Raw genomic sequence first — 17,376 nt, forward strand, 5'->3', positions numbered from 1 at the left:
AACCTACTATGGCCGCATGAGGATGCACAACGCTGACGAGACCTGTGGCATCGCCCAGGCCGCGCTGGTCCTGGGGGACTGGTGGAACGTACTGGTGTTGCGGGAAGTCGCCCGCGGACACGTGCGCTTCGACGCGCTGGCCGCGGAGATCGGCCTGTCCCGAAAGGTCCTCACCGAGCGGCTCGGCGGACTCGTCGCCCAGGGTGTCCTGCGGCGCAGCCCCTATCAGCACAGGCCGACCCGCCACGAATACCTGCTCACCGATGCCGGGGCCGCGCTGGTGCCTCTCCTCGTGGCCATGCAGGACTGGGGCGACCGCTGGGTGCTGGGCGACGGCACTGTCACCGCGACGGCCGCCGAGGACAGCGCCGAGCACGCCCGGGTGCACGCCCTGGCCGGCACCCGCCTGCCCGACGGCCTCGGTCTGCCGGGCACGCAGGGCGGCGACGTGCCGCTCGTCGCGCCCGCCGCGGCCGCGACCGTACTGTTCACCTACCCCGGCGCGGGAGTCGACTGGGGCGAGCCGATCCCCGGCGCCGCCGGCTGCACGCTGGAGAACCGGCTCTTTCGGGATGCCTGGCCCGACTTCCGGCACGCGGGCGTGGACGTGCGCGGGATCAGCACACAACTCCCCCATGAACAGGCCGAGTTCGCCCAGGCCGAGAAGGTCCCGTACGACCTCCTCTCCGACGCCCAGCACCGGCTGGCCGCCGCCTTGCGACTGCCGACCTTCCGCGGGGCCGGCCGGCTGCGGCACAAGCGCCTGATCCTCGTCATCGACGCCGAACGCGTCGTGCGGCACGCCCTGTTCCCGGTCGTCGACATACCGCACGCGGTCTGCGAGAGCCTGCGCCTGGCCACCGAGTGCGCCCGTAGGGCCTGAACGCCCGGGGCGTGTGCGGGTCCTGTCCGCCGCGCGCCCTACGGCCCCTGTACGGGCGTCCGGTGCGCCTTGGCGAACTCGTCGGCGAGCACGCCCGGCACGACGACGTCTCGGTGCCGGCCCGCGAGGAACACCCGGTCGCGCAGAGGGCCCTCCTCGACGAAGCCCAGCCGCTGGTCAAGCGCTGGCGACGCCTCGGAGGCGCCGCCGGATCGGTGGTCACGGCTTGCGGGCGAGTCCGCCGTGCTCGGCGACGACCTCGGGGGCCGGCGAACCGGGCTCGGGACGCCACTGCGTCACGGGGACGACGCCGGGCTCGACCAGCTCCAAGCCGTCGAAGAAGGCGGTGATCTCGTCGACCGTACGCAGGTTGTAGGGGACGGCGCCGCTGGCGTTGTAGGCGTCCTGGGCCTGCTCGAAGACGGGATCGATGCCGAGCGAACCGTCGTTGACGGAGAGGTAACTGCCGGACGGGAGGGCCGCCAGCAGGCGGGAGGCGATGGTGCGGGCCTGGTCGTGGTCGGCGACGTGGCCCAGGATGTTGCTGAGGATCAGCGCGGTGGGGCGGCCGAAGTCCAGTGTCTCGGCGGCGACGGCGAGGATCCGGTCCGGGTCGGTCACGTCGGCGTCGATGTAGGCGGTCGCGCCCTCGGCGGAGGAGTAGAGCAGGGCGCGGGCGTGGGCCAGGACCATCGGGTCGTTGTCCACGTAGACGATCCGCGATTCGGGGGCGAGCCGCTGGGCGACCTCGTGCGTGTTCTCGGCGGTCGGCAGACCGGTGCCGACGTCGAGGAACTGCCGGATGCCCGCCTCGCGCACCAGATACGTGATGTTGCGGCGCAGGAAGGCGCGGCTGCTGCGGGCGATGGTGACGATGCCGGGGAAGACGGCGGTGTACGCGTCGCCGGCCTCCTCGTCGACGGGGTAGTTGTCCTTGCCGCCGAGCCAGTAGTTCCAGATGCGCGCGGAGTGCGGCACCGAGGTGTCGATCTTCTGGCCCAGCGCCGCTTCGGGCGTGGTCGCGGGGTCGGTCATGGAGTCGTGTCCCGTCTCTTCCGTCGTGGCACGGATCATTCATGCCCCAACCTACGTCCGAACACCCGCCTACCGCCCGCCGGTTCGGCCATCATGTCCGGGCGCGGGCGGACGAGACGTTCCGGTGGCCGTCGTCAGCCCGAGGAGGGCCGCCGACGGCCGTGCACGCCCTGCCGGCCGCTCACACCCGATGAGCCGCAGGGACCGCCGGCCGAACCCGTCACCGCGGTGCACGACGACGTCGGCCTGCTCCCTGGTTCTGCCCCGTGCCGGCGTCAGTTGAGCCGGAACGTCGTCTCGACGGGGTAGTGGTCGCTCGGAGCATTGGTGTCGACCTGGCCGGTCGTCCAGCCGGCCTGGGGGTCGATGTCCACGTTGACGCCGGACATGGCGGCCGGCGTCGGGCGGCCTGCCGCGTTCAGATAGCCGATGTAATCGAGGTCGTCCCGGTAGTCCTTCGGGAAGGACTCGACGCCGGACATGTACTGGCACCAGGTGGAGACCGGGCAGTCCATGGTCCGCAGGGTCTGGTCCGGGTTCGTGGCCGGGGAGCCGAGCACGCCGTTCACCGCGGCCTGGGCGTTGGCGTGGTCGCCGCGCGCCCGGCCGCCGTAGTACTCCACGTTCATGTCCCCACCGATCAGTACCGGCCCGCTCGAGCCGGCGATGCCGTCCACCCATGAGCGGATCTCCTCGAGCTGGGCGAGCCGGGTGGACTGTGTCGTGTCGGTGGAGGTGCCGGACTCGTCGGCCTGCAGGTGCGTGCCGACCACCCAGCTCTTCACCCCGCCCTTGTCGATCTGCACCAGCGCCGCGCCCTTGTTGGCGTGGTAGTCCCAGGTGCCGTAGGTGGAGTTGCTGAAGACGTGGGCGTACTGGGCGTCGATCGGGTACTTGGACAGGATCATCGTGCCGCCGTTGATGACGAACCACGAGTTGGAGCAGTCGCCGCTGATGCCCGTCCAGCCGCCGCCGGAGCAGGTCTGGCCGACCACCGGGGTGTGGTACGGGTAGAGGTCGGCGAGCTTGCCGGTGATGTCGGCGGTCGAGGTGTTGTTGAAGTCCTCGTCCAGCACGACCACGTCTGCGCTGTGCCGACGGATGATCGACTCGATGGTCGGGGTGCGCTGGGCCGCCTTCTCGTTCTGGGTGGTGTCGACGGATCGGGGTGCCGAGATCGACGTTCCAGGCGAACACCGACAGTGTGGTTCCGGTGCCCGCGCTCGCCGCAGGGGCCGCGTAGCCGCTGAAGCCGAGGAGCATGGCTGCCGCTGTGGAGGTGAGGGCGGTAGCTGTACGACGCGAGACCATGCGCTCTCCTGGTGAATGGGGGGGGGTTGGACGGCCTGCGACCGGCCGTCGGGACGCGTACATGACAGGGCGACTCTAGGGCGCCTCCGGGTACGGCCGGGGGAACTTCGTCCGATCAGTCCATGGAGAAAAGGTGTCTGGACAAGTTCACTCCATCGGGGGTGAACTCACCTGCCAGCGCGCCCTGCTGCTCTCACCGCTGTTCACACGGAACCTGGGTCGGGCCATGCCGGGAAAGGCCGCCTAGTGTGGGGGTATGCGCGGCGCGGTCACGCTGTTTCTCTGCGGTGACGTGATGCTCGGGCGCGGAGTCGATCAGATCCTCCAGCACCCCGGCCGTCCGGTGCTGCGCGAGGACCACGTCAGGGACGCCCGGTCGTACGTGGAATTCGCCGAGGCCGTGAACGGGCCGATCCCCGCGCCGGTCGAACCCGCCTGGCCGTGGGGCGCGGCGCTGCGGGTGCTGGACGAGGCCGCCCCGGACGCCAGGATCCTGAACCTGGAGACGGCTGTCACACAGAGTGACGCGTTCGCGCCGGGCAAGGCGGTCCACTACCGCATGCACCCGGCCAACATGCCGGCCCTGACGGTGGCCCGGCCCGACGTGTGCGTCCTGTCCAACAACCATGTGCTGGACTTCGGCCGGCCGGGTCTGGAAGAGACGCTGGACTCGCTCGCCGGTGCCGGGCTGCGGACCGTCGGCGCGGGCCGGGACGCGGACGAGGCCGAGGCGCCCGCCGTGATGCCCATCGGTCCCGCCCGGCGCATCCTGGTCTTCGCCCTCGGCACCCTGTCCAGCGGTATCCCGCCCGACTGGGCCGCGACCACCGTCCGGTCCGGCGTCGCCCACGTGCCTGAGCTGTCACCGACGGCCGCCGAGGCCGTCGTCGAGCGGGTGCGGGCGGCGAGGCGCCCCGGCGACATCGTGGTCGTGTCGGTGCACTGGGGTTCCAACTGGGGTTACCTCGTCCCCCGCGACCAGAGGCACTTCGCGCACGCCCTGGTCGACGGCGGCGTCGACATCGTCCACGGACACTCCTCGCACCACCCCCGCCCCGTCGAGGTCTACCGGGACCGGCTGATCCTCCACGGCTGCGGCGACTTCATCGACGACTACGAAGGCATCTCCGGCTACGAGGAGTACCGCGACGACCTCCGGCTCGGCTACCTGGTCTCGGTGGCGGCGGACACCGGGCGCCCGACCGGCCTGCGGATGTTCCCCCTGCGGGCGCGCCGCATGAGGCTGGAGCCCGCAGCGGAACAGGACCGCGCCTGGCTGCGCGCGACCCTGGACCGGATCAGCCGCGGCGTACGCATCGGCATCGGGAGCGACGGCATGCTCAGCGTCGAGGCAGCAGCAGCCCCGGCAGCGGAGACGGCCCCGTGAACCGCCGGCCCGGCGTCACGCCGTGCAGTGGTGGTATGGCCGCAGGGTCGCGGGTACCCGTGCGAGCGGCAGACGTTTCCTGAGGAGATGACTGAGATGCTGTTTCTCGGACTGCTCCTGCTCGCGGGCACGGGCGCCTTCACCGCCCTGGCGATCCTCGGCAACATGTCCGGCGGGCCCGAGTACACCGTTTCCGTTCTCGGCCACGACATCGCGACCATGAACGGTCTGGCGCTGTTCAGCTCCGGCCTCGCGCTGGCGCTCCTCTTCTGCCTGGGCCTGGCGATGATGGCCTCGGCCGCCACGCACCGCCACCGGCACCGCCGCCCGCGCTCTCCCTGGGGACGCAGGACGCGGGAAACGACCACGCTCGGTGGGATGCCGGGGCAGGCGGGACCGCATCCGGGCTGAGCCTGGACAACGGCCGAGCCTGACCGCCCAGTCTGGAGAACCGCTGAGCCTGGACAACGGCCGAGCCTGACCGCCCAGTCTGGAGAACCGCTGAGCCTGGAGAACCGCTGAGCCTGGAGGAGCGGAGCAGCCGCTCGTCCACCCCCGTCACGTCGCCGACGCCGCCCCCAGACACTCCTCGCACCACTCCCGGACGGTGTCGGCGACCTGTTCCAGGGCGCCCGGTTCCTCGAACAGGTGGGTCGCACCCGGGATCACCCGCAGGGAGTTGGCGACCTGGAGGCGCCGAGCGGCCTCCTCGTTGAGCCGCAGCACCACGTCGTCCCGGCCTCCGACGACCAGCAGGACGGGCGCGCGTACGGCGGGCAGCGCGTCGCCCGCCAGATCCGGCCGCCCGCCCCGGGAGACGACGGTCAGGACACCGTCGGGCCGCTCGGCGGCGGCCTGCAGCGCGGCGGCGGCCCCCGTGCTGGCGCCGAAGAGGATGACCGGCAGGTCCCGGGTGCCGGGCCGGGCGCCGAGCCACTCCATGGCCGCCACCAGGCGACGCCCCAGCAGCGCGATGTCGAAACGGTGCTCGGCGGTCACGATGTCACGCCGTTCCTCCTCCTCGGTGAGCAGGTCGATCAGCAAGGTGCCCAACCGGGCCTCGCGCAGAGCCTCGGCGACAGCCCGGTTGCGCGGACTGTGCCGGGAACTGCCGCTGCCGTGCGCGAACAGCACCACGGCCCGTGCGGACTCCGGCACCACGAGATCACCAGGTAGCGCGGCGCCGTCGGCCGGCACCACCACCGACTCCGACTTCATGGCCATCAACTTCCCCGGAGGACACCGAAGACCTCGGTCCTCCCGTTGTACCGACTGCGTACCCTCCACGTACCCCGGGGCTCGCAGGGCTCACGATTGAAAGCCCAACAAGACATCACCACGTGCCTCGTGCACGATGGCGCTGAAGGCCTTGCCAGGGGCATGGCATGTACACCGCGCACGGCACCGTCGTCACCCTCGGGAACGTCGTCTGCCGAGCCCTGGGGTGGTGAACAGCATGATGCTGCTACCGGCCAAATCCGAAGTAACCCGTCAGCTTCGACGCTACCGGGTCTGCCAGCTCGCCGTGGTCGCGGCGCCCACCGACCTCGCCTCGCGTGCCGCCCTGGAGGACTCGGGCTACACACTGTGCGTGCTGATGGGCAAGCGGAACGTGCGGGAGGCGGCCGAGGCCGCCCGGCGCTATCTGCGTACCGACCTGATCACTTATCTGAGGGAGCAGAACACGCGGACCCGGGCGGTGGCTTTCGGCCCACGGTGGCACCGGTGAGGCGGGGACAGACCGAGCAGGACGGAGGGACGAGCGATGACGCTCGCGAAGGACATCATGAACCCGGGTGCCCAGTGGATACCCCGGTACGAGACGCTGGACCGCGCGGCCCAGCTGATGCGGGACCACGAGCTGGGCGCACTTCCCGTCAGCGACCCCGACAACGGTGACCGGATGTGCGGCATCATCACCGACCGCGACATCGTGGTGAAGTGCGTCGCCTCGGGGCACGACCCCGCGCGGATGACATGCGGTGACCTGTGTGAGGGCACACCACGCTGGATCGACGCCGCCTCCGACATCTCCGACGCCCTGCGGGAGATGGAGAGCCACCAGATCAAGCGTCTGCCTGTGGTGGAGAACAAGCGCATGGTCGGAATGATCAGCGAGACCGACATCGCCCGGCACCTCACCGACGACCAACTCGCGGAGTTCGTCCAGCGGGTGTACGCGGCGTGATCCCAGGGTGGCCGGCCAACACGGCCGAGCCGCCCGGACGCTGCCACCAACTGCCCCACCTCGCCGCTAGGTCGGCGAGGTGGGGCACGAGCATGTGGACGGCCAGGCCGGTCCGAAATCATGTGGCCCGTCAGGGAAGGTGAAGACTATTCCGTTTGTCGCTCTCACGTCCTCCGTGAGCCGTTTCGGCGGGCCGAGCGAGGGCTACCCGATCGGTCATGAACGGTCACGTGGACACGGCGGTCCTGCGGATCGCCTACGACGACAGCGGCCCGGCGGACGGCCGGCCCCTGGTGGCGGTGCACGGCTGGCCCGACGACATCCACTGCTGGGACACGGTGCTGCCGCACCTGCACCAGGCCGGCTACCGGGTGTACCGCCCCTATCTCCGCGGCTTCGGGGCGACCCGGTTCCTTGACGCCTCCCGCCCGCGCAGCGGGCAGATCGGCGCGCTCGGCCGGGACCTGGGCCACTTCATCGAGGCCCTGGACCTCGACGACGTGGTGGTGGCGGGCCACGACTGGGGGGCTCGTGCCGGATACGTCGTCGGGGCCCTGTTCCCCGACCGGATCCGTGCGCTCGTCGCCGTCTCCGCGGGCTACTCGACCAACCGACCCGACAGCGCGGTCCCCTACCCGCTGGCGCACGCGTACTGGTACGAGTGGTACATGGCCACATCCCGTGGCCGGGCAGCACTGGAGGGGGACCGGCGTGCCTTCTGCCGGTATCTGTGGCAGTCCTGGTCACCGGGGTGGGATTTCACCGACGCCGCGTTCGATCAGGCGGCCGCTGCATGGGCCAACCCCGACTGGGCCGACATCAGTGTCCACGCCTACCTGCACCGCTGGGGTGAGGCGGACGGCGACCCGGCCTACCAGGACATAGAAGACCGCCTGGCCGAGCCGCCACCGGTGCGGGTCCCCTCGGTCGTGCTCCACGGCGAGCGTGACGGTGACAACCTCGCCGAGACCACCGAGGACAAGGACGGGTTGTTCGCCGGCCCGTACGAGCGGGTCCTGCTGCCCGGTGTCGGTCACTTCCCGCCCCGGGAGGCGCCCGAGGCCACGGCCGAGGCGATCCTCCGCCTGGCGGCGGACACGGCAGCCTCCCGCCGGTGAGCTCCAGCGCTGTTCATGCGACTTCGCGCAGTGGGCGTCGTATCGGATCGAGAGGGGATGCACATGCTGATCGAGCACCGGGGCCGCAAACCCGTCGTACCGGACTCGGCCCTGGTCGCGGCCTCCGCGACGCTCTGTGGGGCCGTCGTCCTGGGTGAGGGTGTGCGCGTACTGCACGGGGCGGTGCTGACCTCCGAGGACGGGGAGGTCAGCATCGGGGAGAACACCGTGGTGATGGAGAACGCGCTGGTGCGCGGGCGTTCGGGGCACCCGGCGGAGATCGGGGAGGCCGTGCTGATCGGACCGCACGCGCACGTCAACGGGGCACGCGTGGGGGACGAGGCGTTCGTCGCGACCGGGGCCTCCCTCTTTCCCGGTGCGGTCGTGGGCGCAGGTGCCGAAGTGCGGATCAACGCGGTGGTGCACGTCGGGTCCCGGCTCGCTCCCGGAGCCGTCGTACCGATCGGCTGGATCGCCGTGGGCGACCCGGCCCAGCTCTTCGCCCCCGAGCAGCACGAGGAACTCTGGGCAGTACAGCGGGAGATGGACTTCCCCGGAACGGTGTACAGGGTCCCGCGGGGCACCTCGATGCGCGAGATCATGGCCCGGCAGAGCGAGTTCTACGGCTCCCACCGCCAGGACGTGATCCTCGGCCGCGAAGGAGACTGAGCCCGGGCACGGGCGCCCGGAGCCCATCATGGGGGCATGAAGATTCCCGACCGACGGATCGAGTTGTTCACCGGCAGCGGCAGCGAGCACCGGTTCAGCGGCCCCGCGACCGGTGACGAGCGCGGCATGCTCGTGGCGATGCTGGACGCCCAGCGCGCCACCCTGAAGCTGAAGTGTGCCGGTCTGGGGCCGGAGTTGGCCCTGAGGTCCGTGTCCCCGTCCTCGCTCTCCCTGCTGGGCCTCGTCCGGCACCTCGCCGACGTCGAACGCCGCTGGTTCCGGGCCGTGCTCGCCGGGCACGACGTCGAGCTGCGCTTCTCCTCCCCGGACGTCCCCGAGGGCGACTTCGACGGCGCCGGACCCGACCCCGGGATCGTCGCGGCGTCCTGGGAGGCCTGGGGCACCGAAGTGGCCTTCGCGGAGGCGTTCGTCGCCGAGGCTCCCCATCTGGACATCGAGGGGCACGACGCCTGGCGGGGCACGGTCTCCCTGCGCTGGGTGCTCCTCCACATGATCGAGGAGTACGCCCGTCACAACGGCCACGCCGACCTGATCCGCGAACGGATCGACGGCGCGGTCGGGGTGTGACGCGGCTGGGGCCTGTCGTTGGGATCACGCCGCAGACGCGGAGCCTAGTCCAAGAGCCGCTGCCTGATCAGCGCCATCACTTCCGCGCGGCTGTGCCTGCCGCTGTCAGAGGCGTGGAAGTGGTTGCCGATACGCAGTGAGACGGCGATCAGGCAACGGACCTCGACCTCGTCCTCGTCGGGGCAGAAAGAGGAGAACAGGGAACGCAGGTAATCCATACGGCGGTTGTCCACGCGACGCAGGCGTTCGGCGACGGCCGCGTCGCGGCGGGCCCACTCCCGCATGGCGATGTCCGCAGTGGTGCCCCGCACCGGCCCGTCGTCCGCGGCGGCGATCGCGAACAGCCGCTCCAGTCTGGCCCTGGCATCTCCCCCGTCGCTCTCCACCTGCTCGATCACGCTCTCGGTGACCTCGTACTCCCAGGTGTCGAGCATTTCGGCGAGCAGTGCGTCACGGTTGCGGAAGTACCCGTAGAAACCACCCTTGCTGACGCCGAGCGCCTGTGCCAGGACCTCGATCCGGACCGCCTCGGGACCCCCCGCGACGAGTGCTCGCAAGCCTTCCTCGATCCACTTGCCGCGTGGCGTGCGAGTCGCGCCCATGGTGTGTGCCTCCTCACTCCCCGGCCCAATATACGGCGCCGTATAGATGGTCCTATGCTCGATCTATACGCCACCGTATAGACAGGGGTCTGCTCATGCGACTTCCCCGAACCGCACACACCGACCGCCCCTGGCGGATCCACGAGATCACCGGCGACTTCACGGTCGAGGACGTGTGGGCACTGCCCACCCCCGGCGGGCCCGACGACCTGGTACGGCTGGTGCGGCAGTTCGCCGAGCGAATGAGGGGCGGCGTGCAGGGACAGGGCCTCGTCTCCCGCGTGCTCTTCACCGTGCGCTGGAAGCTCGGGGCCCTGTTCGGCTGGGACGAGGCCGGTACCGGCGTCGGCGGCCGGCTCCCCTCTCTGTGCGACCACCTGCCGGCGGACCTTCGGGAAGGTCCTCGGGGTCCCGACCTCGGCTCTTCTTCGTTCACCTCCCTCTACCAGAGGGACGACGAATGGGCGGCGGAGATGGGCAACAAGACCGTGCACGCGGTGATGCACATCGGCTGGGTGCCGGAAGGATCCGGTGGCCACCGTGGCCAGATGGCCGTCCTGGTGAAGCCGAACGGGCTGTTCGGGACCCTCTACATGGCGGCCATCAAGCCCTTCCGTCACCTGGTGATCTACCCCGCGCTGCTGCGCTCCGTCGGCCGCGAGTGGCAGTCGAACACGGCCGGACGAAGGGCGCGTTGACGGGTTCCCGCGCAGTGTGTTCACGTGGTGGCGACGCTGTCGGGCATCCGCCTCGCACATCGCCCCACGCGTGTCCTCCCCGCCACCGTGCGGCGCGGTTACGGAACGAGGCCGGTGCGGACGCGGCGGAGCGCGGCTGCGGGATCCTCGGCACGGGTGACCGTGCGCCCCACGACGACGTGCGAGGCGCCGTCGGAGAGGGCCGCACGCGGTGTTCCCGGGCGGGCATGGTCGGCCGGGGAGTCACCGGGCAGGGTGATTCCCGGGGTGACGATCAGCGCGTCGGGACCCAGCGCGTCCCGCAGAGCGGCGGCCTCCTGTGGCGAGGCGATCACACCGTGACAGCCGGCCTTCTCCGCCAGACGGGCCAGCCTGAGCACCTGCTCCTCGGCCGAGGCGCGGACGCCGATGTCCGCGAGGTCCTCGTCCGTCATGCTGGTGACCACGGTCAACGCGAGGATCCGCAGGTCCGGGAAGGCGCGGGCGGCCTCGACGGCGGCGCTCACGATCCCCGTGCCGCCCATGCTGTGCACCGTCACCATGGAGACGCCCAGAGCCCCGGCCGCGCGGACCGCACCGGCGACCGAGTGGGGGATCTCGAAGAGCTTGAGGTCCAGGAAGACCTCCTTGCCCCGCCCGACGAGGTGCTGGACGAAGTCGGGGCCGGCCGCGGTGAGTAGCTCCAGGCCCACCTTGTAGAAGCCGCACTCGTCGCCCAGCCGATCGACCAGGTCCTCGGCGGTGGCACGGTTGTCGCAGTCCAGGGCGACGATGATCCGGTTGTTCGTATCCACGGCGTCATTGTGCCCGCACGGATGCCCCGGTCAGAGGAAACTGACGCCCTGGGCGAGGTTGAGACCGCCGGAGTAGTTGATGGTGTTGGTGGACGAGCGCATGGAGGACTTCCCGAAGCGGACCCGGAGGGCACCGCTGACGACGCTGCCGTCCGGTGTGCGCATCGCGCGCGGTTCGGCCCCTTCCAGAGGCCAACCGGGGCGGCAGGACTGTCAGTGACAGAGCGATGCCGATCAGCTGTCCCCGCGTCGTCGTGCAGCAAGGCGACCGGTGACGTCCATCAGCAGTTGGTCCGACCGGACGGAGGAGGCCACCTGTCCAAAACCCCGGGCGTCGGGCGATGTCAGGACGTGGCCCTGGCGAGAGCCGCCAGGGTCTCGAAGTCCCAGGTGAGCGCGCCCGAGCGCAGGTCGGACGTGACCGCGTCGAGCCAGTCGAGCTCCGCGGTCAGCACGGCGCGTCGGTACTCGTCCTCCAGCATCGTGACCCGCGGGAGCGCCAGGTGCCGGGCTCCCTCGGCCGCGGCCTCCAACTCGGCGAGCCGCGCCCGTACATGGGCCGCGCGCGCGGAGAGGTCTGCCTCCACCTCCTGCGGCAGCAGCATCATCGTGAAGGACAGCGCGGCGGGGAACTCCGGGTACTCCGCCCGGGGCGCGACCAGCATCTCCCGCAGCCACTCACGTGTTGCCGCACGGCCGGCGTCGGTCACCTCATAGACCGTGCGCTCCGGGTACTGCTGGTCCCGGCTGGTCTCGCGCACCGCGATCAGCCCCGCCTCGAGCAGCCGGTCGATGGTCCGGTACAGGCTCGCCCGCTGGCTGACGTTGACGACCTGGTCCTTGCCCCACTGCTTGATCATCCGCTGGATGCCGTACGGATGCAGCGGCTGCATGTGCAGCAGCGAGAGAACGGTGAGACCGAGAGGGGAGCTGCGCATGTGCAGAGCCTACCGGAGGCAATCTCAAGAGAACTAGTTGACGCGAGACTAGTTTCATTGAAACTATTCCCGCATGCAGACAACGACCCCGCTCGAGTCCGCCGAGCGCATCCATGCGGACCACGCCACCGTGAAGCACCTCGGCAACTGGACCGAGGCCACCGAGTTCGACGTGCGCGCCCGTCGGGCCACCGTCGTACTGGACCTCCGCTCCCCGCGGATCGGCTGGGACGAGCCGGTCACCGTCAACCTGGACCTCCACTCCGCCGCGGTGGTCCTGCTGGTCCCCGAAGACGTCACCCTGGACGGCTGGGACCTGGCCTTCACCGGCCGTGGGCGGGTGAAGGACGCGCAGCCCGGCGCCGGCCCGGCAGTGCTGCGACTGGCCGGAGCGCTCACTCACGGTGAGATCCGCATCCGCCGCGGCGGCATCGCCCAGCTCACCGCCATGTGCTCGCGCGCCTACCTGGACGACCTGCGCCGCGCCCACCGAGAGGGCGGACTGCCCGCCGTGGACGACCCGACCCGTGAGAGGACCCGCTGACATGAACCGCACCCGCACCGCGATCGTCGTGGGTGGCGGCATCGCCGGTCCGGTCGCAGCGCTCGCGCTGCGCCGGGCCGGGATCGAGGCCACCGTGCACGAGTCCCACTCCACGACCGCCGACGGCGTCGGCGGAGCCCTCGGCATAGCCCCCAACGGCCGGGCCGCCCTCGGTCTGGTCGGGCTCGACCGGGTCGGCGCCCCGATGAACGCCATCGTGCTGCAGAACCACCGCGGCCGGACCATCACCGAGATCCGCCAGCCCATGCAGTTCAGCTGGCGCGCCGACCTGTACCGCAGGCTCTACGACCTCGCCCTGGGCCAGGGGGTCCGGATCCACCACGGTCACCAGCTGGTCGACATCCTCGAGAGCGCCACCGGCATACGGGCCGTCTTCGCCGACGGCACCACCAGTGACGAGGCCGACGTCCTGATCGGCGCGGACGGCCTGCGCTCGACCGTGCGCCGGCTGATCGACCCTCGGGCACCCCAGCCGCGCTACTCGGGACTGCTCGGCTTCGGCGCCCGGGTCGAGGGCGCCGGACTGCCGCCCACCGGCGACCGGATGTACATGGCCTTCGGCCGCCGGGCCTTCTTCGGCCACCAGTCCTTCGACGACGGCACCGGCGTCTGGTTCGCCAACCTGCCCCATGCCTACATGACATGGCAGCAGGTGCGGCAGACCCCGAACGAGGAGTGGCTGCGCCGACTGGGAGAGGTCTTCGCCGGGGACTCCGTGCCCGCCCTGGACCTGCTGCGGCGCACCCGCGCCGACGACCTGGTCGCCGCCGGCCCCATGGAGGATCTCCCGCACGTCCCGCACTGGCATCGCGGTCGGATGGTGCTGGTCGGCGACTCCGCCCACGCCACCTCCCCGAGTTCCGGGCAGGGCGTCTCACTCGCCGCGGAGAGCGCCGTGGAACTCGCCCGCGCGCTGCGGGACCTGCCGCTCCCTCGGGCGTTCACCGCCTACGAGCAGGCCCGCCGCGCCCGGGTCGAGCGAGTGATCGCCCAGGCCGCCCGCACCAACAGCGGAAAGGCCGCCGGGCCGGTGGGCCGGGTCTTCCGCGACGCGCTCCTGCCGCTGTTCGCCCGCTTGGCAACCCCGGAGAAGATGGCCTGGCAGTACGACCACCGGATCCACTGGGAGGCTCCCGTCGCCGCCTGAGGGCGTGACCGGGTGCCGCTGGCGTGTGCGGGTCGGGGGACTAGATCACGGCGTCGGCGATCACCGTGGTGACGACCTTTTCGACGTCTTCGGGTGCCGGGGGCGTGTCCTCCCGGCCGGCGAACAGCAGATGGGCGGCCCCGATCAGGGTGGGCGCGAGTGTGTCGAGGTCGGCATCGGCCCTGACCCGCCCCCGTTCGCGTTCCGCGCCGAGGTAGCGACGGATCATCCGGGTGGCCTCCCGCAGCACCGGTACGCCGTCTCCCGCGAGCTCACGCAGGCGCGTGCGTACGGCGTCGCGGGAGATGACCAGGCCGACGATCCGCAGGGCGATCGAGCCGAACAGGTCGGTCAGCGCGCGGGTGAGGTTGTCGACGACGGCACCGCTGCCGGCGGACTCGCGCAGCTCGGCGTCCTGGGCCTCGATCCGGCCGATCCCGTCCAGGACGAACTGGGTCAGGAAGTCGTCGAAGTCCGCGAAGTGCCGGTGCAACAGCCCCTTGGCGACTCCCGCCTCGGTGGTGACCGCCCGGCTGGTCAGCGCGTTCGCGCCGTCCCGGAGCAGGACACGCTCCGCGGCCGCGAACAGTTGCTCACGCGCGTCGCGCAGCGCGATGCCTGTCGGCACTGCACACCTCACCCTCCACCGGATCCCGCTCACCCATTGTCGAGTGGGCATGCGCCCACTTAGAGTGGGCGCATGCCCACTTTACCTCCGGCCGGCGACGGCCGCCTCACTGGGACCGAGCCGCACACACAACGGCACATGGCGCAGTCGTACGGCGCGGACGTCGAACGGTACGACCGGACGCGCCCCCGCTATCCCGCCGCCCTGGTGGAGCGCCTCATCGCGACCAGTCCCGGTCGCGACGTCCTCGACGTGGGCGCGGGGACCGGCATCGCCGGACTGGCTCTCCAGGCCGCCGGTTGCACGGTGCTGGGAGTGGAGCCCGACCCACGGATGGCCGGGTTCGCCCGTCGCAAGGGGCTGGAGGTCGAGACCGCCATGTTCGAGGACTGGGACCCGGCGGGCCGCACCTTCGACATGCTGATCGCCGGGACCGCCTGGCACTGGGTCGACCCCGTGGCGGGCGCCGCGAAGGCGGCCCGGGTGCTACGGCCGGGCGGCCGGCTGGCGCTGTTCTGGAATGCCTTCCGGCCCGCCCCCGAGGTGGCCGGGGCGTTCGTCGCGGTCTACGCGCGGGTGCTGCCGGAATCGCCGATCCACCAGCGCGCGATGGCCGGCCCGGAGAGCCACGCGGTCGTGGTGGCCAGGGCGGCCGACGGGCTGGAACGGACAGGTGCGTTCGGCGAGCCCGAGCAGTGGCACTTCGACTGGGACCGCCGGTACACCCGCGACGAGTGGCTGGACCAGGTCCCGACCTTCGGCGGCCACGGCCGGCTTCCGCCGGCCCGACTGGAGGCGCTCCTCACCGGCCTCGGCGACGCCGTCGACGCGCTGGGCGGCGCCTTCACCATGCACTACACCGCGCTGGCGGTCACCAGTGTGCGCGTCTCCTGAGACGCTCTCAACAAACCCCGGCCATCAGGCAGTTATCGGGTAGGCTGCCCACTCTTGGGGGAGCTGATAGTGATCAGGCACGGCCAGACCGAGTGGAGCCTGTCGGGCCGGCACGCGGGCCGCACCGACGTCCCGCTGACCGACGCGGGTGAGGCCGCAGCCAAGGCGCTCGCCCCCAGGTTGGCCCTACGCCCGCTGGTCGCCGTGTTCAGCAGCCCGCTCAGCCGTGCCATGCGGACGGCGGCGCTGGCGGGTCTGACCGGCGTCAGGCCCGATCCCGACCTGATGGAGTGGGACTACGGCGGCTATGAGGGGATGACCGCCGCGCAGATCCAGGCGACGAGGCCGGGCTGGGACCTGTGGCGGGACGGCGTCATTCCGGGCGACGCCGGTCGTCCCGGTGAGCGGCTCGAGCAGGTGGCCGCGCGGACGGACTCGGTGCTGGACCGGATCCGGCCGCTGCTGAGCGACGGCGACGTCGCCGTCGTCGCTCACGGCCATCTGGCGCGCGTGCTCACCGTGCGCTGGCTGGGCCTGGACGCGTCGGCCAGTCGCCTGCTCGGCCACCCGCATCCCGGAACTCTGAGTTTCCTGGCCACCGAGGACGGCCAACCGTTCATCTCCGCCTGGAACGTGCCGTAGCGAGAACACCTTCACCACGGGAGGAACCAGCCGGGCACACCCCCCGACCGGTCGGACGGGTCCGACGCCAGTACGAGCGCGTGGCGACGGCCAGCGCCATTCCGTACACCGCGAAGGCGCTCACGCCGATCCAGCCGACCAGCAACGCGTCGGCCGAGGAGGGGAAGTCTCCCCGCCTCATCGTCACCACCCCGGCCGTGGCCAGGCCGCAGTAACCGATCCCGACCACCCCGTACGGAGCGAGGGTGGCCGCCCCGAGCAGGGCCGGGGCCAGCGGCAGCCAGCGGGGGACACGCCGACCGTGCAGCAGCGGTGTCCAGCGCGGGAAGACGCGGCCCCAGGGGCGGACCAGGCCCCAGAGCAGGAAGACACCCAGAGCGGCCAGCAGCACGGTGGGGTCCAGACCCCAGGACTCCAGGGCGAGCCAGACCCCCGAGGCACCGTTGCGCCGCGAGACCGCGAGCATCTCCTCCTTGCTCGTCCCGGCGAAGGTACCGCCGAGCGCCCAGAACGACTTCATCGCGATGTACGGCACAAAGGCCATCGTCCCGGCGCATGCGGCGAGTTGTGCTCGCCCGGAGGCGCGGGCCGGGGGCACGGCGAGGACCCCGGTGGGCGGATGACGGTGGGAGCGGCCGGTCGCCGCGAGCAGCAGCACACCGACGGCTGCCAGAGCGTGGTTCGCGGCGGCGGCCCAACTGTCCACCCCCTCACCGAACATCAACGTGATCACGTCCATGAGCAGACCGAACGCGGCAACCCCGGCCAGCCCGCAAGCCACCCACAGCAGCACCCGCAGCCCCGGTCCCGGCCCGTACCGAAGCACCGCCGCACCGACCAGGGCCGCCCCTGCGCCCACGGCCACGACAGCCCAGTCGAGCGCGGCGGACACCACCGTGCCACCGCCGAACAGCGGCGTCCCGCTCAGTGCGCAAGCGAGGCCGAAACCGGCGTACCCCACCGCCCAGACCACAGCTGCCGGGCCCACCGGAGGCGGCCATGCCCGCCGCCGAACGCGCCCTTGCCTGCCCGCCGTCCCCGTGTCATCGGTCACCTCCCGAACATCGCATCGACCGCGACAGCCCGGCTTCGACCGCCCGACCGATCCGCCCCCGTCCGCCGGGGGAGGGCCGGTGTCCGCCGGTCCACCTCCACGGCGATGTCGGACGTGACGTGGTGTGGGCGAACAACTCGCCGAGCCGACGAGGTCAGCGCGGACAAGAGACTGCTGCCGCACTTGTTTCCGGGCCCGATGGACCCTTGACCGTGCCCGAAGGCGTCGGCCGACA

The 17,376-nt window shown here is 71.3% G+C and carries 22 protein-coding genes; 13 read left to right on the forward strand and 9 right to left on the reverse strand.

The genetic code is table 11. The features are described 5' to 3' along the window. Nucleotides 1-16: 16 nt before the first annotated feature. Complete coding sequence (locus tag AB0D93_RS09830) at nt 17-883, forward strand: winged helix-turn-helix transcriptional regulator (protein ID WP_362115854.1); 867 nt, start codon at nt 17-19, stop codon at nt 881-883. A gap of 219 nt (nt 884-1,102) precedes the next feature. On the opposite strand, the gene AB0D93_RS09835 is transcribed toward AB0D93_RS09830, so the two are convergent. Both AB0D93_RS09835 and AB0D93_RS09840 read right to left on the reverse strand, forming a co-directional pair. Then, nucleotides 1,103-1,918 (reverse strand): SAM-dependent methyltransferase, encoded by an 816-nt coding sequence (locus AB0D93_RS09835; protein WP_362115857.1) that lies wholly within the window; start codon nt 1,916-1,918, stop codon nt 1,103-1,105. Between the two features lie 275 nt (nt 1,919-2,193). Then, nucleotides 2,194-3,000: an endonuclease/exonuclease/phosphatase family protein gene (locus tag AB0D93_RS09840; protein WP_362115860.1), complete on the reverse strand. Its 807-nt coding sequence runs from the start codon at nt 2,998-3,000 to the stop codon at nt 2,194-2,196. 485 nt (nt 3,001-3,485) lie between these two features. On the opposite strand from AB0D93_RS09840, the gene AB0D93_RS09845 reads away from it, so the two are divergent. Both AB0D93_RS09845 and AB0D93_RS09850 read left to right on the forward strand, forming a co-directional pair. Next, nucleotides 3,486-4,616, forward strand: coding sequence for a CapA family protein (locus AB0D93_RS09845; protein WP_362115863.1), 1,131 nt, complete (start codon nt 3,486-3,488; stop codon nt 4,614-4,616). An 87-nt stretch (nt 4,617-4,703) separates the two neighbouring features. Continuing rightward, nucleotides 4,704-5,027 (forward strand): hypothetical protein, encoded by a 324-nt coding sequence (locus tag AB0D93_RS09850; RefSeq protein ID WP_362115866.1) that lies wholly within the window; start codon nt 4,704-4,706, stop codon nt 5,025-5,027. Nucleotides 5,028-5,174: 147 nt separating this feature from the next. Here AB0D93_RS09850 and AB0D93_RS09855 read toward each other — a convergent pair whose 3' ends face one another. Next, nucleotides 5,175-5,834, reverse strand: a complete 660-nt coding sequence (locus AB0D93_RS09855) for an alpha/beta family hydrolase (RefSeq protein ID WP_362116266.1) — start codon at nt 5,832-5,834, stop codon at nt 5,175-5,177. 241 nt (nt 5,835-6,075) lie between these two features. On the opposite strand from AB0D93_RS09855, the gene AB0D93_RS09860 reads away from it, so the two are divergent. The 5 genes from AB0D93_RS09860 to AB0D93_RS09880 all read left to right on the forward strand — a co-directional run bounded on the left by AB0D93_RS09860 (nt 6,076) and on the right by AB0D93_RS09880 (nt 9,179). Beyond that, nucleotides 6,076-6,345 (forward strand): DUF5133 domain-containing protein, encoded by a 270-nt coding sequence (locus tag AB0D93_RS09860; RefSeq protein WP_362116269.1) that lies wholly within the window; start codon nt 6,076-6,078, stop codon nt 6,343-6,345. Nucleotides 6,346-6,381: 36 nt separating this feature from the next. After that, complete coding sequence (locus AB0D93_RS09865; protein ID WP_362115869.1) at nt 6,382-6,804, forward strand: CBS domain-containing protein; 423 nt, start codon at nt 6,382-6,384, stop codon at nt 6,802-6,804. 218 nt (nt 6,805-7,022) lie between these two features. Further along, entirely contained in the window at nt 7,023-7,922 is a 900-nt protein-coding gene (locus AB0D93_RS09870; protein ID WP_362115872.1) for an alpha/beta hydrolase, read from the forward strand. Between the two features lie 63 nt (nt 7,923-7,985). Beyond that, nucleotides 7,986-8,591, forward strand: a complete 606-nt coding sequence (locus AB0D93_RS09875) for a gamma carbonic anhydrase family protein (protein ID WP_362115875.1) — start codon at nt 7,986-7,988, stop codon at nt 8,589-8,591. 36 nt (nt 8,592-8,627) lie between these two features. Next, complete coding sequence (locus tag AB0D93_RS09880) at nt 8,628-9,179, forward strand: DUF664 domain-containing protein (RefSeq protein WP_362115878.1); 552 nt, start codon at nt 8,628-8,630, stop codon at nt 9,177-9,179. Between the two features lie 44 nt (nt 9,180-9,223). Here the strand turns inward: AB0D93_RS09880 and AB0D93_RS09885 are convergent, their stop codons facing one another. Next, nucleotides 9,224-9,781 carry a TetR/AcrR family transcriptional regulator gene (locus AB0D93_RS09885; protein ID WP_362115881.1) on the reverse strand — a complete coding sequence of 186 codons (558 nt, stop codon included), beginning with the start codon at nt 9,779-9,781 and terminating at the stop codon, nt 9,224-9,226. Nucleotides 9,782-9,876: 95 nt separating this feature from the next. On the opposite strand from AB0D93_RS09885, the gene AB0D93_RS09890 reads away from it, so the two are divergent. Next, nucleotides 9,877-10,479, forward strand: coding sequence for a DUF2867 domain-containing protein (locus AB0D93_RS09890; RefSeq protein WP_362115884.1), 603 nt, complete (start codon nt 9,877-9,879; stop codon nt 10,477-10,479). Between the two features lie 98 nt (nt 10,480-10,577). On the opposite strand, the gene pyrF is transcribed toward AB0D93_RS09890, so the two are convergent. The 3 genes from pyrF to AB0D93_RS09905 form a co-directional block, all read right to left on the reverse strand. Next, on the reverse strand, nt 10,578-11,273 hold the full coding sequence (pyrF, locus tag AB0D93_RS09895; RefSeq protein WP_362115887.1) for an orotidine-5'-phosphate decarboxylase: 696 nt from the start codon (nt 11,271-11,273) through the stop codon (nt 10,578-10,580). Nucleotides 11,274-11,303: 30 nt separating this feature from the next. Then, entirely contained in the window at nt 11,304-11,438 is a 135-nt protein-coding gene (locus AB0D93_RS09900; RefSeq protein ID WP_362115890.1) for a hypothetical protein, read from the reverse strand. Nucleotides 11,439-11,617: 179 nt separating this feature from the next. Beyond that, the gene (locus tag AB0D93_RS09905; RefSeq protein ID WP_362115893.1) at nt 11,618-12,211 is read right to left on the reverse strand and encodes a PadR family transcriptional regulator; all 594 of its coding nucleotides are present in this window, start codon (nt 12,209-12,211) and stop codon (nt 11,618-11,620) included. A gap of 73 nt (nt 12,212-12,284) precedes the next feature. Here AB0D93_RS09905 and AB0D93_RS09910 point away from each other — a divergent pair, with 73 nt between their 5' ends. Further along, nucleotides 12,285-12,755: a hypothetical protein gene (locus AB0D93_RS09910; protein WP_362115896.1), complete on the forward strand. Its 471-nt coding sequence runs from the start codon at nt 12,285-12,287 to the stop codon at nt 12,753-12,755. 1 nt (nt 12,756) lies between these two features. Then, on the forward strand, nt 12,757-13,923 hold the full coding sequence (locus tag AB0D93_RS09915; RefSeq protein ID WP_362115899.1) for an NAD(P)/FAD-dependent oxidoreductase: 1,167 nt from the start codon (nt 12,757-12,759) through the stop codon (nt 13,921-13,923). Between the two features lie 40 nt (nt 13,924-13,963). On the opposite strand, the gene AB0D93_RS09920 is transcribed toward AB0D93_RS09915, so the two are convergent. Further along, on the reverse strand, nt 13,964-14,551 hold the full coding sequence (locus tag AB0D93_RS09920; RefSeq protein WP_362115902.1) for a TetR family transcriptional regulator: 588 nt from the start codon (nt 14,549-14,551) through the stop codon (nt 13,964-13,966). A 72-nt stretch (nt 14,552-14,623) separates the two neighbouring features. On the opposite strand from AB0D93_RS09920, the gene AB0D93_RS09925 reads away from it, so the two are divergent. Further along, nucleotides 14,624-15,445, forward strand: coding sequence for a class I SAM-dependent methyltransferase (locus AB0D93_RS09925; protein ID WP_362115905.1), 822 nt, complete (start codon nt 14,624-14,626; stop codon nt 15,443-15,445). 54 nt (nt 15,446-15,499) lie between these two features. Beyond that, nucleotides 15,500-16,087, forward strand: a complete 588-nt coding sequence (locus AB0D93_RS09930; RefSeq protein WP_362115908.1) for a histidine phosphatase family protein — start codon at nt 15,500-15,502, stop codon at nt 16,085-16,087. On the opposite strand, the gene AB0D93_RS09935 is transcribed toward AB0D93_RS09930, so the two are convergent. Beyond that, a complete protein-coding gene (locus tag AB0D93_RS09935) occupies nt 16,062-17,048 on the reverse strand; it encodes a hypothetical protein (RefSeq protein ID WP_362115911.1) in 987 nt (328 codons plus the stop codon). The genes AB0D93_RS09930 and AB0D93_RS09935 overlap by 26 nt on opposite strands. Nucleotides 17,049-17,376: the final 328 nt, after the last annotated feature.

The organism is Streptomyces sp. NPDC048191 (genome assembly GCF_040652655.1).
Classification (GTDB): Bacteria; Actinomycetota; Actinomycetes; order Streptomycetales; family Streptomycetaceae; genus Streptomyces.